Source organism: Stenotrophomonas sp., assembly GCF_032066555.1.
Lineage (GTDB): Bacteria > Pseudomonadota > Gammaproteobacteria > Xanthomonadales > Xanthomonadaceae > Stenotrophomonas.
Genome location: NZ_DAMBKV010000015.1, coordinates 8,444 through 30,980, shown reverse-complemented (window position 1 = coordinate 30,980; position 22,537 = coordinate 8,444). Strand labels below are relative to the sequence as shown.

General features: G+C 64.9%; 14 protein-coding genes. 1 reads left to right on the top strand and 13 read right to left on the bottom strand.

From position 1 onward, the window contains the following. Positions 1–68: 68 nt before the first annotated feature. Both RT131_RS15255 and RT131_RS15250 read right to left on the bottom strand, forming a co-directional pair. Positions 69–626 (bottom strand): DUF3106 domain-containing protein, encoded by a 558-nt coding sequence (locus tag RT131_RS15255; RefSeq protein ID WP_313173643.1) that lies wholly within the window; start codon positions 624–626, stop codon positions 69–71. Then, positions 613–1,566, bottom strand: a complete 954-nt coding sequence (locus RT131_RS15250; RefSeq protein WP_313173642.1) for a hypothetical protein — start codon at positions 1,564–1,566, stop codon at positions 613–615. The genes RT131_RS15255 and RT131_RS15250 overlap by 14 nt, the downstream gene beginning before the upstream one ends. A 487-nt stretch (positions 1,567–2,053) precedes the next feature. Between RT131_RS15250 and RT131_RS15245 the strand changes: the two genes are divergently transcribed. Continuing rightward, positions 2,054–4,249 (top strand): primosomal protein N', encoded by a 2,196-nt coding sequence (locus RT131_RS15245; protein WP_313173641.1) that lies wholly within the window; start codon positions 2,054–2,056, stop codon positions 4,247–4,249. A 272-nt stretch (positions 4,250–4,521) separates the two neighbouring features. On the opposite strand, the gene RT131_RS15240 is transcribed toward RT131_RS15245, so the two are convergent. The 11 genes from RT131_RS15240 to RT131_RS15190 form a co-directional block, all read right to left on the bottom strand. Beyond that, positions 4,522–5,610: a serine hydrolase domain-containing protein gene (locus tag RT131_RS15240; RefSeq protein WP_313173640.1), complete on the bottom strand. Its 1,089-nt coding sequence runs from the start codon at positions 5,608–5,610 to the stop codon at positions 4,522–4,524. Positions 5,611–5,997: 387 nt separating this feature from the next. Continuing rightward, positions 5,998–7,482, bottom strand: coding sequence for an adhesin (locus RT131_RS15235; protein WP_313173639.1), 1,485 nt, complete (start codon positions 7,480–7,482; stop codon positions 5,998–6,000). Between the two features lie 94 nt (positions 7,483–7,576). Beyond that, complete coding sequence (locus RT131_RS15230) at positions 7,577–9,409, bottom strand: ATP-binding protein (RefSeq protein WP_313173638.1); 1,833 nt, start codon at positions 9,407–9,409, stop codon at positions 7,577–7,579. Next, on the bottom strand, positions 9,406–10,065 hold the full coding sequence (locus RT131_RS15225; protein ID WP_313173637.1) for a response regulator transcription factor: 660 nt from the start codon (positions 10,063–10,065) through the stop codon (positions 9,406–9,408). Before RT131_RS15225 ends, RT131_RS15230 begins: the two co-directional genes overlap by 4 nt. A 217-nt stretch (positions 10,066–10,282) precedes the next feature. Continuing rightward, a complete protein-coding gene (locus tag RT131_RS15220) occupies positions 10,283–11,716 on the bottom strand; it encodes a glycoside hydrolase family 47 protein (RefSeq protein ID WP_313173636.1) in 1,434 nt (477 codons plus the stop codon). Continuing rightward, entirely contained in the window at positions 11,716–14,325 is a 2,610-nt protein-coding gene (locus RT131_RS15215) for a glycoside hydrolase family 2 protein (RefSeq protein ID WP_313173635.1), read from the bottom strand. Before RT131_RS15215 ends, RT131_RS15220 begins: the two co-directional genes overlap by 1 nt. Positions 14,326–14,605: 280 nt before the next feature. Next, entirely contained in the window at positions 14,606–15,838 is a 1,233-nt protein-coding gene (locus tag RT131_RS15210; RefSeq protein ID WP_313173634.1) for an AGE family epimerase/isomerase, read from the bottom strand. Continuing rightward, positions 15,835–16,830: a carbohydrate kinase gene (locus tag RT131_RS15205; RefSeq protein ID WP_313173633.1), complete on the bottom strand. Its 996-nt coding sequence runs from the start codon at positions 16,828–16,830 to the stop codon at positions 15,835–15,837. Before RT131_RS15205 ends, RT131_RS15210 begins: the two co-directional genes overlap by 4 nt. Before the next feature lie 6 nt (positions 16,831–16,836). Then, a complete protein-coding gene (fucP, locus tag RT131_RS15200; RefSeq protein WP_313173632.1) occupies positions 16,837–18,144 on the bottom strand; it encodes an L-fucose:H+ symporter permease in 1,308 nt (435 codons plus the stop codon). Between the two features lie 43 nt (positions 18,145–18,187). After that, positions 18,188–19,246 (bottom strand): LacI family DNA-binding transcriptional regulator, encoded by a 1,059-nt coding sequence (locus tag RT131_RS15195; RefSeq protein WP_313173631.1) that lies wholly within the window; start codon positions 19,244–19,246, stop codon positions 18,188–18,190. 98 nt (positions 19,247–19,344) lie between these two features. Beyond that, a complete protein-coding gene (locus RT131_RS15190) occupies positions 19,345–21,744 on the bottom strand; it encodes a GH92 family glycosyl hydrolase (RefSeq protein WP_313173693.1) in 2,400 nt (799 codons plus the stop codon). Between the last annotated feature and the right edge of the window lie 793 nt (positions 21,745–22,537).

Sequence of the window (22,537 nt, the reverse complement as noted above, 5' to 3'; positions counted from 1 at the left end):
GCGTGGCAACGGTGTTGCAGCCCCGCACCGCGGATGAACAGCGGATGCGAGGCGCCACGGCGGGGGCGTCAGCGGCCTACCTTCTCGCGCAGCCAGGCATCGCGCTGCGCCGGTGCCAATGCCAGCAGTTGGGTCCGCAGTTCGTCGCGCTGCTGCGGCGGGGTGCGCTGTGAGATCAGGCTCAACTGCTCCAGCTGTGAGGCATCAAGCTCTCGCAGCAGCGCGATCACCGGCTCGCGTTCGGCCGCGGGCAGGTAGCCAAACAAGGGCTGCAGGCGTGGGTACAACACCCCCAGCTGCGGTCCCAGCAACCAGCCATCGCGATGCATCTGGTCAATGCTCATGTAGCGCGCACGCAGCGCCTGCCGCTGTGCATTCGGCTGTGCAGCGAGCGCGGCCGCGGCCTGGCGGATGCGCTGTTGTTCGGCGGCCGGCAGCGTCTGCCAGGCGGCGTAGCGGCTACGAAGCTCACGCTTCTGCGCCACGCTCATCGCTGCCCAGCTGTTGTGCGGCGTGGCTGCACTGGTGCCCGCCGGCAGGCCCGGCAATGCGGTCGGCGCGGCGGCATGCAGCGGCAATACGACGGCCAGGAGCAGACCGGCCCAGCCCCACTTATTCATCGGCATCGCTCGTCTCCAACGCTGCGCCGGCCGGTTCCGGCCGGCTCGGCTGCGGCTGCGATTCATCCACCGGCATCGGACCACCAGCGGCATACCAGGCATAGAAATCCGCGTCGCGGGCCAGCGCCAGGGCGGGATCGGCCAGCATCGCCGCATCGGCAGCGGCATGCGGATCCTCGCCCGGCCCCGCCGGGGTGCTGTCGTCGGGCAGCGGTTCCACCTGCACCGGGCCGTTGTCGACAAGACCACCGCCACTGCCCGGATCAGCGCCCACCACCGTATGCGAACGCCACCACCACAATGCCACCATCGCCAGCAACAGCAGCGGCAGGCATAGCAGCAGCCAGGTGCGCAGCGTCCACGGACGGGCCTGCTTGCGTCGCCCTGCGGGTTTGCGACGGCGCCCGTCCTCCTTGCGCGCAGTGCTGGCAGCCGCAGCGGCAGGTACCGACGGCGACGGCATTGCACCGGTAATGACCGATTCGCGCAGCTGCTCCAGCTGCTGCAGGCGCGGTGGTGACAGGTCGCGGATCCGTGCCTGCACCTGCTCGGCCAAGGCGCGCCAGCTGGCGGCATCCGGACGGCCACCAGCATCCAGCGGGCAGGCTCCCGCCAGGGCTTGCCGGTAAGCCTCCGCATCCACACCCAGCACGGCCGAGGCCGCCGCTTCATCCAGACCGGCACCAATCCGCAGCAGCAAGGCCAGGCGCTCACCCGCTGCCAGCGTGGCCAGGTGCGCCACCTCCGGCGCCCAGTTACCTGGGCCGGCAGGCTTCAACAATTGCGGGGTGCTGCACAGCAGGCCCCAGAAACGGGCCGGCCATTCCACCATCAACAGTTGCGAGGCAGGCCCGACAAAGGCCCGCATGGCCACTGCCACCGCGCGTTCTCCGACGGTGACATCACCGGCCTGCAATTCAGCAACGACCAGAGCACGACGTTCCACGCCGCGTAAAAAGGCGGACAGAGCATTGGCTGCGGCCGGCGAGAGAGGGGCTGGTGCAGCCATCATGTGAACTCCGTCATGCCGTGATGATACCCAGCGCACACCCGGCTGCCGACGCCCCGAGGCACTACCGGACCGATTTTGCAAGCCTCTGCAACAACTTGTGCACAGCGTCAATACGCCATGACAAGGCCAGCATGCAAGCCGCCGTGAGACTGTATTTCTTTTTTGTTTCACGGATAACCTGTTGATTTTAAACAGATAATTGATGTGGCTATTTTTTGACCAAGTTGACCCAAAGGCTTGATCCATCGCCGTGCACGCGTGGAGCACATTGCTCACCCACAGAGTTATCCACAGGAAATGTGGATAACAATAAATCTTCATGCGCAGCCAGCGTTTACGCCGCATTTATGCAGGACTTCACAGGGTCTGGATGCAGGTGAATGGCGGCAGCCAAACCCGCCGCTACCGCTAAACTTGGCCCATGCCTGCCTGCCCCACCCTGCGCCTCGCCCTGCCGGTCCCGTTGCCGCAGCTGTTCGACTACCTGCCGCCCGTTGGCAGCGCTGTGCCCCAGGCCAGCGATGTGGGACGTCGGTTGCGGGTGCCGTTCGGCCCGCGCGAACTGATAGGGGTGGTCGAGGCCATTGGCCAGGTCGATGATCCGGCTGCGCTGAGGCCGGCCCTGCAATGGCTGGATGAGGCCCCCGTGCTGCAGGGCGAGCTCAGCACGTCGCTGCGCTGGCTGGCCCGCTACACCCACGCGCCACTGGGCGAGGTGATCGCCACCGCACTGCCAGCCCCATTGCGCCGCGGCGAACCACTGCCCGACACCCATGGCTGGGCCTGGCAGCTGACCGAAGCCGGTCACGCCGGCTACGGGCGCCTGCGCAGCGGCACCCGTCCGCACCGGTTGGCCACGCTGCTGCTCGGCGGTGCGATCAATGAAGACCTGCTCGACGCACAGCTGGAAGACTGGCGCAGCGCCGCGCGCGCGCTGCTCAAGCGCGAACATGCGCAGCGCATCGAAGTCGCGGCGGTAATCCCGCAGGCCCGGATCCAACCCGGCCCGCAACCCAACCCGCAACAGCAGCTGGCCATCGACGCCTTGCAGGCGGCCGATGGCTTCCAGCCCTTCCTGCTCGATGGCGTCACCGGCAGTGGCAAGACCGAGGTCTACCTGCAGGCGATCTGCCACTGCCTGCAGCAAGGCAAGCAGGCGCTGGTGCTGGTGCCTGAAATCGGCCTGACCCCGCAGACCCTGCAGCGTTTCCGCAGCCGCCTGGGCATTCCGGTGCATGCATTGCATTCGGGTTTGAACGACAACGAACGTGCACGCGTCTGGGCAGCTGCCTCACGCGGCGAAGCACAGGTGATCGTCGGCACCCGCTCGGCGATTTTCACACCACTGCCGCAGGCCGGCCTGATCGTCATCGACGAGGAGCACGACGGCAGCTACAAACAGCAGGATGGCATCCGTTACCACGCACGCGATTTCGCCATGGTGCGTGGCAAGGCCTTGAACGTGCCGGTGGTGCTGGGCAGTGCAACGCCATCATTGGAATCCCTGCACAACGCACGCAGCGGTCGCTACACGCACCTGCGCCTGCAACAGCGTGCCGGTGATGCCAAGCCGCCGGGCGTACGCGTGTTCGACGTGCGCAAGCGGCCGCTGCAGGATGGTCTGTCACCGGAAGTGCTGGTCGGCATCGAGCAGCACCTGAAGGCCGGCAGCCAGGTGTTGGTGTTCAAGAACCGTCGCGGTTATGCGCCGGTGCTGCTCTGCCATGACTGCGGCTGGACCGCGCCATGCAAACGCTGCAGCACGCCGCTGCACAAGACACCGATGACCGTGCATGGGGGCGGTCGCCGCCTGCAGTGCCACCACTGCGGCGCCCGCCAACCGGTACCATTGGCCTGCCCCGACTGCGCCAGCCTGGCGCTGCAACCGCAGGGTATTGGCACCGAGCGCCTGGAAGAACGGCTGCTGCAGTTGTTCCCGGACTACCCGGTGCTGCGCATCGACCGCAGCACCACCAGTCGCCGCGATGCACTGGAACAGACGCTGGCAACGCTGGGCGACCAACCCGGTATCCTGGTTGGCACACAGATCCTGGCCAAGGGACACGACCTGCCGAAGCTGACCCTGGTGGTTGTGGTTGGCATTGATGAAGGCCTTTTTTCTGCCGACTTCCGCGCCAGCGAAAAGCTGGCACAACAGTTGATCCAGGTTGCCGGACGCGCTGGTCGCGCCGAACGCCCCGGCGAGGTCTGGCTGCAGACCCATCACCCGGACAATGCCTTGCTGCACACCCTGGTCAACGGCGGCTACCACGCCTTTGCCGATGCCGAATTGCTGCAACGCGAAGCGGCCGGATTTCCGCCGTTCGCGCACATGGCCCTGCTGCGGGCCGAAGCCAAACAGGTGGAGCAGGCCAATGAATTCCTTGCCGCGCTCAAGCACCTGCTTCCAAAGCAAAACGATGTCGAACGCTTTGGACCCATGCCGGCACCAATGCCGCGACGCGCCGGTTTCCAACGCACGCAGTTGCTGCTGTCGGCCGATCAGCGGCGACCGCTGCATGCAGCGCTGGACGGACTGATGTTGCAGGCCTATGGCTTGCCGCAGGCGCGGCGTGTGCGCTGGTCGCTGGATGTCGACCCGATGGATCTGTACTGAGGGCTGTAGGAGCCTGCAGAGCCGAACCATGTTCGGCTGAGGCATTACCGGTGAAGCCTCTTGCCGAGCATGGCTCGGCACTACGTTGGTTTTGCTTGGAAGGCCCCTGCCGAGCATGGCTCGGCACTACGTTGGTTTTGCTTGGAAAGCACCTGCCGAGCATGGCTCGGCACTACGTTGGTTTTGCTTGGAAAGCACCTGCCGAGCATGGCTCGGCACTACGTTGGTTTTGCTTGGAAGGCCCCTGCCGAGCATGGCTCGGCACTACGCTGCTATCTGTAAAAATCGGCGATCTGTGCGGTGAACTGCTGTGGGTTGGCACCGACCAGGTTGGTCAACACCACGACCGCCAAGTCTTCATCCGGGTAAACCAGCAACGCCGCGCGTGCGCCTCCGAAGCTGCTGATCTGGCGCCGCCCCTGCGCTTCGGACACCGGCCAACCTGCTGACCAGGCACCGACACTGCCATCGTTCAAACGCTCAGGCGTCCACATGCGTGCAAGGCTGTCCGCGCTCAACAGGCGATACTGCAGCAAGGCAGCCAACCATTGCGCCAGATCACCTGCGCTGGCCTGGATGCCGCCGCCGGCCCATAGACCATGCGGCATGTCATAAAACCAGTGCGACAGCCGTGGCGGTGCATCGGCCGCATCGCTGCTGCGCGGGAAATAGCTGTAGATCGTTGCCGCATTCGGCACCAGATCGTAGCTGTCGCCGAACGTGATGTGGCGCATTCCCAACGGCTCGAACTGACCAGCGGCCAGATAGTCCTCGTAGGCTTTGCCACTGCGCTGGATGATGATCCTGGCCAGCAAGCCATAGTTGGTCTGGTTGTAGACGAACTGCGCGCCGGGCAGCGCCTGCATCGGCTGCTGCTCCACCACTTGCCAGGCCTGTGCTTCGGAGCCACCGCCTACAAGTCCATCCGCATCGACGATGTCCGGCAGGCCGGAGGTGTGCGCAAGCAACTGGCGTACGCGGATGCCTTGCCATGCGGCCGGCAGCTGCTGCAGGTAGGTGGATACCGGAGCATCGAGATCCACCTTCCCCGCCTCGACCAGTTGCATGATCGCCACCCCGGTAAACGCCTTTGTCGCCGAGTTGATCGGAAACAGGGTGCTCGATGTCGCCACCACCTTGTTCTCCACGTTGGCCAGGCCATGCGCTTCGGAGAACACCACGCGGCCGTCCTTGACCACCGCCACCTGCATGCCGGGAATACCGCGCTCCTTCATCGTCACCGCGATGAAGCGGCGCGCCGCCTCATCTGCAGCGTCGCGCGTTGCAGCGAGTGCGGATGGAGAATGGAAGAGAAGCACGGCTAGCAGGCACAGCAGGACGCGTGGTGCGGCAAATTGCATTGTCTGGTTCCGGTTGTGGGCGGCAGGAGTTTGTCGCAGCGGGGCGCTGTGCACTCCCACTTCCGGTTTGGATGCAGGAAGCATTGAAAAGGTTTAAATCGGCGGCCGGCCCCGCCCCCAGTTGTGCTGGAACCGGTCTACTCAACGCTGCAATAGCGACTGCATGGCCAGTTGTTCGCGCACGGTCACACACCACGCCTCGCTGCCGGCGGTCCCTTCAATCAGGTTGCGGATGCAGGCGTCGTGGAAAATCCATCGGCTGCAGCAGGTTCTCGTCGCAGGCCGTGTCACGGCCTGCCGGGACATGCCAGACCGGTCGCTGGTTTCCCCGCCTCGTGCGTCGCGCACAAGCGATGAGGCGCAGCCGTCCATCCGCCTGCGCCGGCATCAAAGATCGAGGCCAAAACCAAGGCCTGCGGATTTTTCCCCGCCACCGAAGGCGCCGCCCAACGAGAATGAACCACGCGCCCCCAAGCGCACGCCATAGCCAACCGACAACGCCTGTTCGCCGCCCTGGAAACCCGCACCCACCGCAACCCGACCACGCGCGCTTTGCCCACCGGCTGCATTCATTGCCATGTTGGTCATCGCCGATGTCATCGCCCCCATCCGATCGATGCGCCGGTCCTGATCATGCAGGCGTCGATTCACCCCATCGTTGAAACGGGTGAAGTCATCGCTGAACGCAGCAACGGCTGCATCGGTATACGCCCGCGCGCTGCCAAGCGACTGCGCTGTCGCCGTATCGGTGTACTGGTTGGCCGATGCCAGGGTTGCACTGTCGCCGGCATTCACTTCCGCGCGCACCGCAGCCACGCGGGTGTCGGTATAGCCCGAGGCTGCCGCCAGGGTTGCCGTATCACCTGCATCGGCATGGGCTTGTGCTGCTTGCAGGGCGACGGCCTGGCCGCCGGCCAATTGCTGGTCGGTGTACTGCATTGCAGAGACCAGGGTCGCCGCATCACCGCTGGCAGCGATCGCAGCCAAGCTGCTGTTCTGCGTGGACAGCGCGCTGTCCAACGCTCCCAGTGCGGCCCCTACTTGTTGATAACTGATGTTCTGGACGATGTAGCCTGGAGCGGTGAAGGTGCCGCCAACGTAGCTCGCGTTACCACCAAGCGCAGCTGCCAACGCACCCAGTTGGGTGAGATTGACCGCATCGCTGCCGTTGATGCCAGCAGCCACGTTGCTTATGCGCCTTTTCAGGCTTGCCGAACCCACCGAGACCACGTTGGCGGCACCTTCATCGCTGCTGCCGGCGCCCAGCGCAACCGAGCCACCACCGGCAGCTACCGCGTTCCTGCCAATGGCGACGTTGTTGTCCGTGCCCGCAGCACCCGTGGGGGCCGGGAAACCACAGCACATATCGTTGCCGTTGCCACCATTGCCGGCCTGGCTGCCATTGCCCAACGCGATGTTGTAATTGCCGCCGGCGCCACCATTGCCACCCGTGCCACCGGCGCTGCCCTGACCGGCCCTGCCTCCGTTGCCCGCACTGCTGTTGGTGCCGAACGCCAGGTTGTAGGTCCCTCCATTGCCACCGATTCCGCCGGTCCCCCCGGCGGTGCCATTTGAGCCCTGGCCGCCCAAGCCGGCGGAACTGCCTTGCCCGAAAGCGGTGTTGCCAGTGGCATTGCCCAGCCCGCCAGCGGAGGTGCTCCAGCCCAGCATGTTCGGGCCTGCAGGGCCGTCGCTGCCCACCCGGCTGCCGTCCTGACAGGCGATGGCACCGGTGGCGGTGTCCTGGGTGCAGGGCGCCGTCGGCGACGTGCCGCCAACCACTTCAGCGGCCTGCGCCGGCAACAATGGCAGCAAAGCAAGCATGGCAGCCGCCGCCAGCGGCCCAGCCTTGGTAACGACATGACGGTTCATTGTGGAATCCCCCGAATCAGCAAGGGAGAAAGCTAATGCCGGGCCCGCCAATCGCGCATCCACGAAATCAGGTAGTCGGCGTACCGTAGGACGGTCACGCCATCAGCGGCAGCACCAGTGCCAGCCGGGTACCCGTGCCGTTGTCAGCAGGTGATACCTGCAGCTCACCACCGAGCCTACGGGCGCGCAACCGCATGCTGGCCAACCCTGCCCCTGTACGCACCGCAACCACGCCGTCAGCGCCCTGCGCCAGACCAACGCCGTCGTCGTCGATATGCAATTGCAGCTGGTCGCCTTGCCTGCGCAGATAGACGTCCACGCGCTGCGCGTGGCTGTGCTTGAACACATTGGTCAGGCCTTCCTGCAGCAGCCGCAACAGGTCAAGGCTGCGGCTGGCACCCAGCTCGATGCCATCGATGTCCTGCAGGTGCCAGTGGGCCTGGATGTCCACCGCATCCAGCAAGCCACTGGTACGGTGGCGCAGCGGCGCCAGCAGCTCGGCCAGATCCGCCTGTTCGCGGGCGGTGCTGTCGATCACCAGGCGCAGGTCATCTCGCATTTCGCGTAGCACGCCGATGACCTCCTGCCGCGGCATGTCCTCCGGCGCCTGTTCCAGGCGGGCGATGGCGCCTACCAAGGTGCCGCCGAAACCGTCGTGCAGGTCACGCACCAGCTGCAGACGCTCACCGGCGCGGCTATGGGCCAGTTCCAAGGCATGCTGCTGTTGCAGGTTGTCCGCCAACTGCGTGGTGGCCAGCTGCACCTCATTGCGCAGCTCGGCATTGAAGCCTTCCACCCGCTGCATGGTGTTGGCGAAGCGGTACGCCAGCACGAAGCCCATGCCGAGCAGCATCAGCGGTGAGGTGAACGAACCCAGGTAGCTGACGCCACCATACCAACCCATGTACACGCCAAGGTCATGCAGCGAGACCGCGATCGGCAGGATGATGCACAACGCCAGCACCTGGTAATCACGCCGGCCACTGCGCAACGCATAGCCCATGAAGGTAAACGACACCGCGTACAGGAAGGCAATGGTCGGCACCAGGTAGAGGTTGCGGTTCGGCCCCATCCATTGCGGCCACAGCAAGGCACCCGCCATCACCAGCACTGCAATGGCCAGCAACACGCGCTCCAAACGCGGCCAGCGCCGCTCGCAGAACCGCAGCAGGAAGACAGTATGGGCAGCAGCGCCGGCCACGTAGCAGGCACCAATGAAGGCTTGCCAGCCATCGGTGGTAGGGAACGGCCACGGGCTGCTGGCAAAAAAATTACTGTCGTACAGGCGTCCGAACACCGCGCTCAACGCATACCAGCCATACATCGACTCCTTGCGCCGCAGCAGCCAGAACATGCCGATCACTGCCGCCAGCACGAAACCAATCGCACTATCCAGCACCTGCAGGTCATGGCGGACGAAAACCTCCTTGCGGAAGCGTGCCTGCAAGGCCTGCGGGTCGCCTACATCCACCACCCCCAGCGAAGGTTGGTAGGCCGCCAGGCCAGACACGCGCACCAGCAGTTCGTTCTCGCCCTGTTTCAGCAACGGCGACTGCAACAGGAAATAGCGCGGCACATGCCAGCTGCGTGATAGCGGTTCGACCAGCGAGGGATCGCGATCAATCAGGCTGCCATTGAGGTAGACCGCGGCAGCCATGCAGGTGTAGTCCAACAGCAATCCAGTGGGCTGGTCCGCGTCCCCCTGCTGCCAGCGCAGTCGATACCAGACCACGCCATCATGATCCGGCCAGCGGGTCTGCCACTGGTCAGCCAATGGCACCTGCACCCAGCCTTGCACGGGCGCTGCGGGCGACTGCCAGTCCGCGCGCACCGCCTCTGCATGGGCAATGCGGATGACCTCCGCTTCCTGTGCATGGGCGAGGGCCGCGCACGCCGACAACAGCACCAGCAGCAGCCAGCGGATCAAGGCAGCAATCCCATCGCACGGGCTTCGTATACCGCAGCGGTCCGCGAACCTACCGCAAGCTTGCGATAGATATTGCGGGTGTGCGCCTCTATGGTCAGCCGGGAGAGCCCCAGCAACTCGGCGATCTCGCGATTGCCATAGCCTTGCGCGACATGGTTGAGAATGCCAAGTTCGCGCTCGGACAGGTGCACGCTTGGCGTAGCTGGTGCAGCAACCGGTGCCTGCACAACGGGCAGCAAGGACAGAATGCGCCGCGCGATCATCGGGTCGATCGGCGCGCCGCCGCGTTGCAGGCTGCGCAGTGCAACCGTCAGCTCGATGTCCTCCCGGTCCTTGAGCAGGTAGCCTGCGGCGCCGGCGCGCAATGCGGCGAAGATGCTCTCTTCCTCCGCAAACGCGGACACGATCACTGCTTGCAGTTGCGGCACATGCTGCTGCATCCAACCGACAAGTTCGATGCCGGTGCCGTCGGGTAGTTGCATGTCGACCAGGGCGAGGTCGAACTGATGGGCTTGCAGGAGTGCAATGGCACTGCCGAGGCTGTCGGCGGTGTGAATGCGTGTCTGTTGGTCCGTCAGTAATTCGGACACGAGCCTGACCAGCCTCGCCAGCGAAGCTGCGTCGTCGTCGATGATCAGGATGGAAGACAGCTCCATCGGCCCCCGCCATGGTCTCCGTTGTGGCGGAGTTTAGCGTGCTCTTACGGTTGGCTTGTGATGGGGGCAGGCGCTTAAGCTGGTTAGGGCAGTCTGGCAACGCCCAGCCTTTCCACATTGGCAACCAAGGGGAGGAAGTCCAAGGGCACAAGCTGCCCTCACCCCAACCCCTCTCCCGCGTGCGGGAGAGGGGCTCAAGCGTTGCAACTGCTTGGCTTTACCAGGTACGACGCAGCGGGTGGGCTTCGGTGTTGAAGACGATGCCGTCGAAGTCCAGGGTCTTGGCCGGGGCGAACAGCAGGTAGTAGTACTTGAACGTCTCGGCGAACAGGAAGCTCTCCATCGAGTCGTCCTTCTCCTTGCTGCGAACATCCTTCAGCGCGGCGAAGCCATGATCGGTGCGGGTGTAGCGCACGAAGTCATCGAAGAATTGCTTGCCCATGCCGCGGTAGCGTGCGTCACCGGTGTAGTGGTGCAGGTAGTACGCGGACTCGACGATCTCCGGGCGCAGGGCGTAACCCGGCGAGCGCACTTCCATCTTGGCGTAGTCCAGCGACTCCGGTTCGATGTCGTGCAGGCGCCACATCTTCAGGTTGGATTCCTGCAGGCGCTTGGCGCGATCCAGGTCACCGCCCAGAGCCAGCAGGCCCGGCATGAACGCATCCAGCGCGCCATAGGTGGTGGAGGTGCGGGCGCCGGTATCCATGTCGGCGTGGCCGTACCACAGCTCGCCTTCGCGCGATTCATCGGCCAGGTACTGGTTGATCGGGCCGATGCTCTCGTCCCACATCTTCTTGCAGTCTTCGTCGCCGAACAGCTTCCAGCACTTGAGCAGGTACTCGTAGTACGAGTCGATGCCACCGGCAATCGAGGCGTCCTTGTTGGTCCACTCGCCGGTTTCGACGTTGATGTTCAGGCCGACCAGGCCGATCTTGGAGCGGCGCTTGTGGGTTTCCACCAGCGCACGCTTGGCCTTGTCGTAGTACGCCTGCTTGCCGGTGAGCTTGGCCAGGGTGCCGAACTCCAGCAGCAGCGTGCCGGTTTCGGCCGGGTTGCTGACCTTGCCGCTGGTCTTGCCGGTATGCAGGTTGACGTGGGTGTACGGCAGGCCGGTCGGGCTGTCGAACACCGGCGACAGGCGTGTGCCCAGGTCATCGGCGAGCTTGAGCAGGCGCTCATCGTTGGTCATCTGGTAGGCCGACAGCAGGCCACCGAGCAGACGGATGGTGACCTCGAAGTTCTGCACGTCGATGTCCTGGTCGAAGGACAGCTGGGTGACGATCAGCTCGCGCGCTTCGTTGGCTTCCTTGTCCAGGCCGAGCAGCAGGAGCGTGTCCAGGGCATCGACCGGCGACATCAGCAGCGGCTTGGGATACCAGTCACGCGGCTGGCCGCTGAGCGGCTTCAGGTCGTCATGGCCCTTGGCGTACTGCATGTAACCCTGCCAGGCGTGGCGGGTGGCTTCACGGACCTGCTCGGCCATGCGTGCGGCTTCGGCGTCATCGACAGCCGGCAGGGCGGCATCGGCCGGAGCAGCAGCTGTGGCCGGTGCAGCCGGAGTGGTGGCGGGAGCGGCGGCCTGCTGGCTGCAGGCGGAGAGCGCCAGCATCAGCGCGGCGACCAGGGGGGCGGTACGCAGGGAACGGGTCATCAGTGGATCCTCTCGACGGAAGCGTTGTCTTGCGATGCAACGGGACGGGACTGCAGGGTGTCGCCCAGCGTCTGCAGGTGCAGGGCTGTGCGCAGGGTGGAAAGCGGTGCGGTGCTGCGCACGAGCAGCGTGCGGGTCTGGCCGGGCAGCAGATCGAAGGCGTTGTCCTCGACGCTGGCGTTGGCCTTGTCAAAGCCGATCCAGATGCCACGCACCAGCGTGTCGGCGCGCAGCTCCAGCACGTAGTGGTCACCTTCGGCACGCAGCGCGCTGTGCAGCTGTGCCGGCTGCAAGGCTTGCTGTTTGGCGGCAACGAAGTAGACCAGGCGCTGTGCCACTACTGCGTCACCGCGCAGCAGTTCGAATACGGCGACGCTGCGACTGGGGTCTGCGCCCTGCAGCAGCTCGGCGTCGCTGAAGCGTGCAGCCTCGGTGGCCGACAGTGCGGGCAAGCTGATCGGCCTGCGCTGCTGCTGCAACTCCCGCCCATCGAAATCCAGCACGCGCACACGCCACTGCCCCTGCACTTCTGCACGACCGTCGTTGAGCAGACTGAACCGGGTACTGCCTTCATCGCGCAGCGCCGCCACCGCCACCTCGGCGAAGAAGCGGCGTGCGTGGAAATTCAGCGCCTTCCAGTTGCCGTAGTAATCCAGGCTGGACCAGGACGCGCCCGGCCACACATCGTTGAGCTGCCAGTACAGCGAGCCCATCGTGTACGGACGCGAGGCACGGTGGTGCAGTGCCGCCAGCTCAATACCCTCGGCCTGCATCATCTGGCTCAGGTAAACGAAGTCGGGGAATGACCGCGGCGTACCGAATTCCATCTCGATGTAATGCAGCAAGCGCTCATTGCCCTTGCCAGCCAGGAACTTCTGGTGGGCCTGGATCACCGGCCCATCCACCTGCTGCTCTTCCGGCGTGGCGAAAACGTTGATGGTCGACAGCTGCGGCCAGGCCTGCAGGCCGTACTCGGACATGAAGCGCGGGGTTTCCTTCAGGTAAGCCGTCGGCGGCAGCGCCGGGTTGCCCCAGACTTCCCAGTAATGCTTGTCACCGCGGCGCGAGTCGTTGGCCTTGCTGTCCAGGTCATTGCTGGGCGAGCTGGACCAGTACGGCACGCCCAGGCTTTCCTCGGCAACGACCTTGCGCAGGTCCGTGCCGAACAGGTCCACATAACCCTGCCAGACCTTCGCGGCAAACACCGGGTCGGCCTCCTTCAAGGTCTTGCCGTGGCCCCAATCCTTCCACGCGGTTTCTTCCTCGTTGTTGCCACACCACAGCACGATGCTGGGGTGGTGGCGCAGGCGACGGATGTTGTCTCGTGCCTCGGCCACCACATTGGCGCGGAACGCGGGGTCATAGCCGGGCTGCATGCCGCCGCCGAACATGAAGTCCTGCCAGACCAGCAGGCCGAGTTCGTCGGCGATGTCGAAGAAGTCATCGTCTTCGTAGTAACCGCCGCCCCAATTGCGCAGCATGTTCATGTTGGCATCGCGTGCGGCCTGCAGGTCGCGGCGCAGGCGCTCGCGCGTGACCCGTGCCGGGAAGGCATCAAACGGAATCACGTTTGCGCCCTTGGCGAACACCGGCACGCCATTGATGACGAAGCCGAAGCCCTGCCCACCGTCCTTGTCCTCGTCACGCTGCAGCTGCACGCTGCGCAGGCCGATACGGATGCTGGACTGCAAGGCCTCCTGCTTGCCCTCACCCAGGCGCGCCTGCACGGTGTAGCGATCCTGCGCGCCATAACCCACCGGCCACCAGCGGCGCGGCTTGTCGATCTGCAGCGGCAGCGACACCCTGTTTTCACCGGGCTTCAAGGCGATAGCGCGGGTGATCTGCGCCACCGGCTTGCCGTCCGGGTCACGCACATCAATGACGACCTGACCGGTGGCGGCGCTATCGGCCTGCTCCACCTGCAACATCACATTCAAGCGGGCCTGGTCCGCATCCAGCGCCTCGGTGCGCACGGCCAGATCGGTGATGCGCTGCTGATCCCAACTGTCCAGGTGCACCTGTCGCCAGACACCGGCGGTGACATAGCGCGGGCCCCAGTCCCAACCGAAGTGGTAGGCGGGCTTGCGTACGAAGTTGCCGACCATCGCGTCCCTGGGCTCATCGCCGTAGGGCGAAGGATAGTTGCCGGCAATCTTGTGCGGCATCGCCTGTACCTGCGGCAGCAAGGTGCGGATCGGCGAGCGGAATACGATCTGCAGTTCATTGCCCTGCGCGCGCAGGCGGCCATCGACGCGGGCACGCCAGGTGCGGTGCGCATTGTCGGCCTTCAGCAGCGGCTCGCCGTTGAGGCGGACCTCGGCGAAGGTGTCCAGGCCATCGAAGCGCAGTTCCGCGTGCGGACGCGCCAGGGTTGCGGCATCCACGTCGAAGCGGGCGCGGTATTCCCAGTCGCCCAGCCCAATCCATTGCAGCCCCGCTTCCGCAGCGCCCACGTAGGGATCTGCAATCAGGCCAGCCGCCATCAGGTCGGTATGCACGCTGCCCGGCACCGTGGCCGGTTTCCATGCATCCATGCCCGGATGCGCCTGCAGCTGCGCATCACCGGGCAGCAGACGGAAGCTCCATTGGGCCTGCAATGGTGCGGCCACGGCTGCGCTGGACGCCAGCGACAACGCGCACAGCAACAGGCCACGGCATGCGCGTTGAGCGAGAATTTGTATCGATCCAAACTTCGTATGCGCTTGCTGCATGCCATCTCCTCCCTGGTGCTGCTTCCGCTTTTTTAAACCGAGTAGCAACGGCCGACAAACCAAAAAACAAAAGCTGTTCTTGCTCTGAATTCAACTACTGGAGCCTGGAGCCAGAGCGATCCCCGCCTTCGCGGGGATGACGACTGGATTATTGCGAGCACTGCACGAACAGTATTCGTCAGACCTCGCGCACCACATTCAACACTTCGTGGCAGGCACCCATGGTGTGGTAATCGGTCTTGCCGGCCGGGCTCTTCTCGTCGTCGTACTTGCGGTTGTCGGCATCGAGGATGCGGAACCACGCGCCGTAGCGATGATCAACGAAGTACTGCCATGAGTACGCCCACAGCCGCTCGTACCACTCCCAGTAGCCGGCATCGCCGGTGCGCTTGGCCAGCAGCGCGGCGGCGGCCAGCGACTCGGCCTGCACCCAGAAGTACTTGTCGTCGTCGCAGACAAAGCTGTCACCGCCAATCGCCGCACCGTCCATGTTGGGCTGGCGACGCGATTCCGGTGCAAAGCCGTAATACAGGCCGCCACGCAGCGCATCCCAGGAACGGGTTACCGCGGTATCGAACAGGTGCTTTGCCGTGGGCACCAGCCAATCGGCATCGACATGACGGTCGAGGATCATCAGCAGCTTGGCCCACTCGGTCTGATGACCGGGCTGGAAACCCCAGGGACGGAACAGGTGCTTGGGATTGTCCAGGTTGTAGTCCCAATCGATGTTCCAATCGGTGTCGTAATGCTCCCAGACCAGGCCGCCGGCCTTGGCCGCCTGCCGGCGGGTCATGTTGTCGGCAAGCTGCAGTGCGCGTTGCAGGTAGCGTTGTTCGCCGCTGGCCTCGAACGCGGCCAGCATGGCTTCGCACATATGCATGTTGGCGTTCTGGCCGCGGTAACCGGTGAAGTTCCAGTTGGCGTCGGCTTCGTCGCGGTACAGGCCGTGCTGCGGCTCCCAGAAGTGGCGCTCCAGCAGCTGCCAGGTCTCGTCCATCCATTCACGGCCCTGCTCGATGCCGGCCTTCAGCGCGCAGCTATAGGCCAGCAGCACGAAGGCCACGCCGTAGCAGTGGTTCATGTCGTCCTCGACCTTGCCATCGCGCAAGGTCCAGGCGTAGCCGCCGGTGGCCGGATTGCGATGCACCTCGCGCAGGTAACGCACGCCATGCCTCACCGCATCCAGATACTCGGCGGTGCCGTACTCGCGGTAGGCCATCGCATAGTTGAAGACGAAGCGGGTGCTGCTGACCAGGTGGCGATGGCTGCGGTCGTAGATGCTGCCGTCGTCGCGGTAGTAATGGAAGAAGCCGCCATCGGGATCGATGCAATGCGGATGGTAGAAGGCCATCGTGTCGGCGATATGCGCGCGCAGGAAGGCTGGGGAGCGGAAATCGGGCGTGGTGGTCATGCGAGGGCTTCCTGTTGCTGCAGCAGATGCTGCACTTCGTTCAAGCTTGGCATTGCCGCAAAGGCGCCCTTGCGGGTCACCGCCAATGCGCCCACCGCTGCGGCAAAGCGCAGCGTGCCATTGATTGCGTTCGGGGTCTGGCAGAACGCGGCGAAACCCGCGCCTGCACCACCGCGCTCGACCAGCCCGACCAGTACGCCGCCGACAAACGCATCACCCGCAGCGGTGGTATCCACCGCATGCACACGGAAGCTCGGCACCTCGCCCTCCCCATGCCGGGTATACCAGCGCAGGACGCCCGCTCCGTCGGTGACGATCACCCAGCGCGCCTGCGCGGCCAGCAGACGACGCAGCACCTGCGCATCGCCATCGGCGCCCAGTGGCGCGGCGAGATAATCGAGTTCCTCTCGCGAGAGTTTGATGAGGTCGGCGCGTTCCAGCGCCTGCCACAGCCGCGGTGAGGGATCGACACCCGCCGGCCACAGCGCAGGGCGCAGGTTCAGATCCAGGCTGACCACGGCGCCAGCGGCGCGAGCACGCTGCATGCCCTCGAACGTGGCCGCGGCAATATCCGCTTCGGTCAGGCTGTTGGAGCAGACATGGAAGCAGGCCGTGCCATCAAAGCAGGCCGGCAGGTAGTGTTCGGCGCGGAACAGCAGATCCGCCGCCGGCGGCCGGTAGAAGCTGAAGCTGCGCTCGCCATGTGCGTCCAACGCGACAAAGGCCAGCGCGGTCTTGGCTGCGTCGGTGCGCACGATGCAGTCGGTCTCGACCCCGGCCTGCTGCAGGCTCTCCAGCAGGAAGTCGCCAAACATGTCGCGGCCCAGCATGCCGGCGAAATGGCTGCTCGCCCCCAGCTGGGCAGCAGCCACGGCGACGTTGGCAGGGGCGCCGCCGGCGTACTGCAGGAACGCGCGCGGGGTGTCCGCCGAGGCCGGCGGCTGCGCTAGTAGATCGATCAAAATCTCGCCGAAACAAACAATCTTGCCCATCTGGCCTTAGTCCTGTTGGGTAACGCCGGTGCTGGTACGCGAACCGACCAGCCCGTAGAAAATGATGTAGCCGTAGCACAGCAACGGCAGTACGAATGAATGGTGCACACCGATGCGGTCGGCCAGCACGCCCTGCAGGAACGGCACCACCGCGCCGCCCACAATGGCCATGATCAACAGGCTGGAGGCCTTGTTGGTCAACGGCCCCAGGCGCTCGATGCCGAGCGCGAAGATGGTCGGGAACATGATCGAGTTGAACAGGCCGATCGCCACCACCGAATACAAGGCCACGTGACCTTCGGTGCCCATGGTCAGTGCCAGCAAGCCCACGTTGATCAGCGCAAACAACGCCAGCAACTTGCGCGGCGAGAAGCGTACCAGCAGCAGCGAACCGGCAAAGCGGCCGATCATCGCCATGGTCCAGTACAGCGACACATAGTGCGTGGCCTGCTGTTCACTGAAGCCGCCGATATTGGGCAGCGACAGGTAGTTGACCAGGAAACTGCCGATCGAGACCTCGGCGCCCACGTAGAAGAAGATGCCCAGCACGCCGAACAGCAGGTGCTTGTGGCGCAGCGCATCGCCATAGCTGTGGCGTGCGCTGTCGGCCTGCTCGCTGTTCTCACTCAGCGCCGGCAGACGGAACAGGAACACGAAAAGCGCCAGCAGGAACAGGGCCACTGCCAGGCCGAGATACGGCCCCTGTACCGACTGCGCTTCCTGCGCGCGGTAGGCCACCTGCTCGGCCAGCGGCAATGCCTTGAGCTCGTCGGCGCTCTTGACCGTGTTGCCGAGGATCAGCATGCCGCCGAAGATCGGTGCGATCGCCGTACCCAGTGAATTCAAGGCCTGCGCCAGCGTCAGACGGCTGGAGCTGGTGCGTTCCGGGCCAAGCAGCGCAACATAGGGATTGGCGGCCACCTGCAACACGGTGATGCCGGTCGCCAGTACGAACAGAGCCGCAAGGAAGGCGCCGTAAACACGCAGCTCCGCCGCCGGCCAGAAGCCGAGTGCGCCGATGCCGGCGATCACCAGTCCCGCCACAATGCCTTGCTTGTAGCCCAGTTTCGCCACCAGACGACCGGCCGGCAGCGACATCAGGAAGTAGGCGCCAAAGAAGGTGAACTGCACCAGCATCGCCTGGGTGTAGTTCAGCTCGAACACCGATTTCAGGTGCGGGATCAGGATGTCATTGAGACAGGTAAGAAAGCCCCACATGAAGAAGATGGTGGTCGCCACCGCCAAGGCCACACGTGTATTGACGACGGGCGCCGACTGGCTTGATGTGGATGACGGCGATGTTGGTATGTGCATGTGGGCTGCCTGGATACGGTAATCGGGAAATGGGGTTGAGGAGTCAGCTTGGTCTTGCTGCACTGCTCTCGCGGATCCGCAGGTGCACCGGTGCGACCGTGCGCATCGGTGCCGCATCCGGGTTGTCCAGGCGCTGCAGCAACAGGGCTGCAGCCTGCCGGCCACGTTCGCGCGGATCAGCGGTCAGCGTGGTCAACGGCGGTACCGCGACCGCGGCCTCGGAGATATCGTCGAAGCCGGTAACGGCAAAGTCGCCGCCCGGGCGTATGCCACGCGAAGTCAGGCCCAGCATCAGGCCCAGTGCAACCGTGTCGTTGTAGCAGACCGCCGCGCTGGGGCGCTGTGCGCCTTCGAACAATTCGCCGGTACGTGCAGCCGCTTCCAGACGATTGGGTGCGGACTCGATCAACCAGTCCGCATGGAAGGGCAAGCCGGCTTCGCTCAAGGCCTGCTGGTAGCCGAGGCGGCGCTGCGCGCAGGAACTGGATTCCCCATGCCCGCCAAAGAACGCGATATCACGATGACCGCGTTCGATCAGGTGACGGGTCGCCATGTACGCGCCGTGCTGGTTGTCCAAGGTGAGGAAGTCCCAGTCTGCGCCGACCAGTTCACGGTTGAACAACAGCACGTTGGCATGCGCACCCAATACATGCCGCAGCTCTTCGGCATCGCTGCCTTCAGCCGGCGACAGGATGAAGCCGGTCGGCGTGTGCTCCATCAGCGTGCTCAACACCGCCTGCTGGCGCTGCGGCGATTCGCCGGTGCTGCCGAGCAGGGTCACGAAGCCCTTGCCACCCAAGGCCTCGTCCACGCCGGAGGCAAACTCGGCGAAGAACGGGTTGGACAGATCATTGATCACCAGCGCGATCGACGACGAGGTACGCCGGCGCAGGTTTGCAGCGGTGCGGTTATACACATAACGCTGCTTGCGCAGTTCCGCCTCGACCTTGGCGCGGGTGTCGACATTGACCAGGGGGCTGCCGCGCAGCACCAGCGACACAGTCGCCCGCGACACGCCCACCGCCTGTGCGATGTCGGTGACGGTGACCGCGCGTTGGCCGGCCTTGCGTGCGCCCTTGGCGCCGGTAGAAGTGTCTTTCATCATTTCCGCTGCGGTTCCGGGATGCGCCAAGCCTAAAGGATCACGGCCAGCGCTTGCGCTGCCCGTGCCCTTCTTCCCGGTCTTGGCGCTGCCCGTGCTCACGGCTGGGCGCTGCCCGGGGTGGCGCAGTACGACACCGGCAGGTCGGCCTGTGCGGTGCCCCAACCCTGCTCCGGTGCCTGCGCACCCAGGGTGAAGCGCACATCGCCGCCCTGCTGCAGGCGCTGCCAGTCCAGCCACACCGCCGGCTGCGGCTTGCCATCAACCTGCACGCTCTGGATGTACTGCAGGCTGCGCGGATCGGCGCCCGGTGCCTGCAGGCGCAGCGTGCGGCCATTGCCCAGGGTGATCTCTGCCTTGCTGTAGCGCGGCGCATGCAGCAGGAACTGGCCACTGCCCGGCACTGCCGGGTACAGGCCCAGCGCACTGAACAGGTACCAGGCCGACATCGTGCCAAGGTCATCATTGCCGGTGACGCCATTGGGCGCATTGGTGAACAGCTGCTGCGCGGCGCGGACCACGGTGGCGGTCTTCCACGGCTGGCCGATCAGCGTATACATCCACGGCGAATGCAGGTCAGGCTCGTTGTTCGGGTTGTAGCGGTACTGGTTGTAATAGCTGTACGGACCAACCACCCATTCCTTGCGGGCAGCGGTCAGCGGTGACTGCAGCAGCGCGTCATAGGCGAAGAACGCATCCAGACGCTTGCCGGCCTGCTCGCGACCATGCATCGCCTGCAACATGCCGGGCACGTCCTGCTGCACCAGCCACTGGTATTGCCAACCCGTGCCTTCGTGGAAGCCATGCTGCGAGCGCGGGCTGTACTGGCCGTTGGCCGGCGTATACCACTTGCCGTTCTCGTCACGCGGACGCGGGAAGCCGGTGAAGCCGGTTTCCGCATCGCGTACATCCGCATCCCATACCTTGTGCCAGTTGCCACCGCGTGCGCGCAGCGTCGCTGCATCGTCGGCGTGGCCGAGGCCATCGGCCATCTGCGCCAGCGCGCAATCGGCTAGGGCATATTCCAGCGTTGCCGAGCCGCCGTGGTGCGGATCAACGTCCATGCCCTTGGAGGGGAAAGCACGGTCATAGGCCACATAACCATTGGCGAGATAGCTGGCATTGCCGGAACGGCCGGCCATACGCGAATTGATCGGCGGCATCTCGAAGGCATTGCGGCGCAGCGCGCCCCAGGCTTCCGCCTCGCGCCCCTTCAGCGCGCCGAAGCGCCACAGGTCGACCATGAACGGCGTCACCGGGTCGCCGGTCATCACATTGGTTTCGAAGTTGGCATAGCCCCAGCGCGGCAACCAGCCACCCTGTTCGTTGATGGCCAGCAGGCTGCGGCCGATATCGCGCGCGACTTCCGGGCGGGTCAGTGCCAGCCACTGGTTCTGCGTGCGGTAGGTATCCCACAGCGAGAAGTACTCGTAGTAGGTCCAACCATCGGCGCGATGGATGACATCGTCATAGCCGCGATAACGACCGTCAGCATCACTGCCGGTCATCGGCTGCAGCAGCGCATGGTAGAGCGCGGTGTACAGCACGGTGCGATCATCGGCGCTTGCGCCTTCTACCTTGACGCTGCCCAGTTGTTCGCGCCACTGCGCCTGCGACAGCGCGCGCATGCGATCGAAGCTCAGCAGCTTGCCGCCCTGCATGCCATCGCTGCGCAGGTTGTTGCGTGCGCCTTCGGCATCCACATGCGAGATCGCACTGGTAGCGGTGACGCTGCGGCCGCCGGCCAGATCAAAGCTCAACCACGCGCCATTGGGCTTGGCTTCGCCTTCCATGCTGTGGCGTGCGCCGGGCAGGCCGCCTTCCTCACCCCAGGTGCCATGGGCCTTGAACGGCCGATCGAACTCGATGCGGAACCAGGTGGTGTACTGGTGGCCGCCACAGAAACTCTTGGTGACCAGCTTGCCTTCCACCGCGCGGTCGCCGACCACGTCGATGACGCTGCCGATCACCGAATGGCGCTCGTTGGCCTGGGCCACATTGACCAGCACCTGGCCTTCGCTGACGCCCGCGCTGAAGGTATAGCGCTCGGCGGCGGCGCGGGTCAGCGCGGTGGTTTCCACGTCGATGCCACGGTAATCGGTCAGCCGGACCTTGTAGTAGCCAGCCTGGCCGACTTCGCCATCGTGGCTGTACGCCGAGGCGTAGTTCTTGTGGTCGAAGCGCTTGGGGTCCTTGGTATCGAAATCACCACCGGGACCGATGCTGCCGGTGACCGGCAACACCGAGACCTGCCCGCCCTGCTCCCAGCAACCTGCGCCGGAGATGAAGGAATGACCGAAGCCGCGGATCTTCTCGTCGTCATAGCGCCAGCCGGAGTAGTGGCTGCCGATCGGGCTGACCTGGATCAGGCCGAACGGCGCCGATGCGCCCGGGAAGGTGTTGCCGTCGTCCTTGCTGCCGATGAAGGTATTGACCTCGCGTTCCAGCGCAGCCGAGGGTGCGGCCTGCAGCAGCGGTGCGACGCCCAGCGCCAGCAGGCAGGCTGCCGTTGCCAGCAGGCGGCGGGGAGGTGCGAAGGTCGGCGATCGGCTCATGCGTTGGATCCTTGGGTCGGTCGGTGTGGCGTGGATGGCATTGCGGCATAGGGTGGCCCGGACCAGCCGGGCCGCTGATGTCCAGCCCATCCGGGAACGGGATGGGGAGAGATGCCAGGCATCAGCAAAAACGGGCGGCCCCGGCACCTGCCCCGACAGCCGTCACGACAGCGGCTGGTGGGTGCGAGTACCGAACAACGGGCCATGCAAAGCGTGCTTGCAGCAATGTTTTCAGTGAGTTGCGGCAGACAAAGGCGCGCCCTTCGCAGCCCCTTCTGCTTCCCCCGCATCACATTGCCGAAAATTTAGATCGATCCAAGTAAAGCATGAGCATTTCGCCCAGCGCATTCTGCGGCGCAACATCGAAGCGAAAATCCCCCTGTAGTGCCGAGCCATGCTCGGCAGAGGCCTTCCCGGTAAAGCCCGAAAGCCGCCCTCACCCCAACCCCTCTCCCGTAAACGGGAGAGGGGCTTGTAGTGCCGAGCCATGCTCGGCAGAGGCCTTCCCGGTCAAGCCTCAACAGCCAACCCCTCCCCAACCCTCCCCTTGGCCTGCGGCCAAAGGGAGGGAGCAAAGCGTAGTGCCGAGCCATGCTCGGCAAGAGGCCTTCCCGGTAAAGCCTCAACAGCCAACCCCTCCCCAGCCCTCCCCTTGGCCTGCGGCCAAAGGGAGGGAGCCAGGCGTAGTGCCGAGCCATGCTCGGCAAGAGGCCTTCCCGGTAAAGCCTCAACAGCC

Excerpts from the sequence above, each read along its gene's own strand:
- fucP (WP_313173632.1), bottom strand. The coding sequence starts at position 18,144 with ATGCACATACCAACATCGCCGTCATCCACATCAAGCCAGTCGGCGCCC.
- RT131_RS15210 (WP_313173634.1), bottom strand. The coding sequence starts at position 15,838 with ATGACCACCACGCCCGATTTCCGCTCCCCAGCCTTCCTGCGCGCGCAT.
- RT131_RS15245 (WP_313173641.1), top strand. The coding sequence starts at position 2,054 with ATGCCTGCCTGCCCCACCCTGCGCCTCGCCCTGCCGGTCCCGTTGCCG.
- RT131_RS15195 (WP_313173631.1), bottom strand. The coding sequence starts at position 19,246 with ATGAAAGACACTTCTACCGGCGCCAAGGGCGCACGCAAGGCCGGCCAA.
- RT131_RS15205 (WP_313173633.1), bottom strand. The coding sequence starts at position 16,830 with ATGGGCAAGATTGTTTGTTTCGGCGAGATTTTGATCGATCTACTAGCG.
- RT131_RS15220 (WP_313173636.1), bottom strand. The coding sequence starts at position 11,716 with ATGACCCGTTCCCTGCGTACCGCCCCCCTGGTCGCCGCGCTGATGCTG.
- RT131_RS15235 (WP_313173639.1), bottom strand. The coding sequence starts at position 7,482 with ATGAACCGTCATGTCGTTACCAAGGCTGGGCCGCTGGCGGCGGCTGCC.
- RT131_RS15240 (WP_313173640.1), bottom strand. The coding sequence starts at position 5,610 with ATGCAATTTGCCGCACCACGCGTCCTGCTGTGCCTGCTAGCCGTGCTT.
- RT131_RS15255 (WP_313173643.1), bottom strand. The coding sequence starts at position 626 with ATGCCGATGAATAAGTGGGGCTGGGCCGGTCTGCTCCTGGCCGTCGTA.
- RT131_RS15225 (WP_313173637.1), bottom strand. The coding sequence starts at position 10,065 with ATGGAGCTGTCTTCCATCCTGATCATCGACGACGACGCAGCTTCGCTG.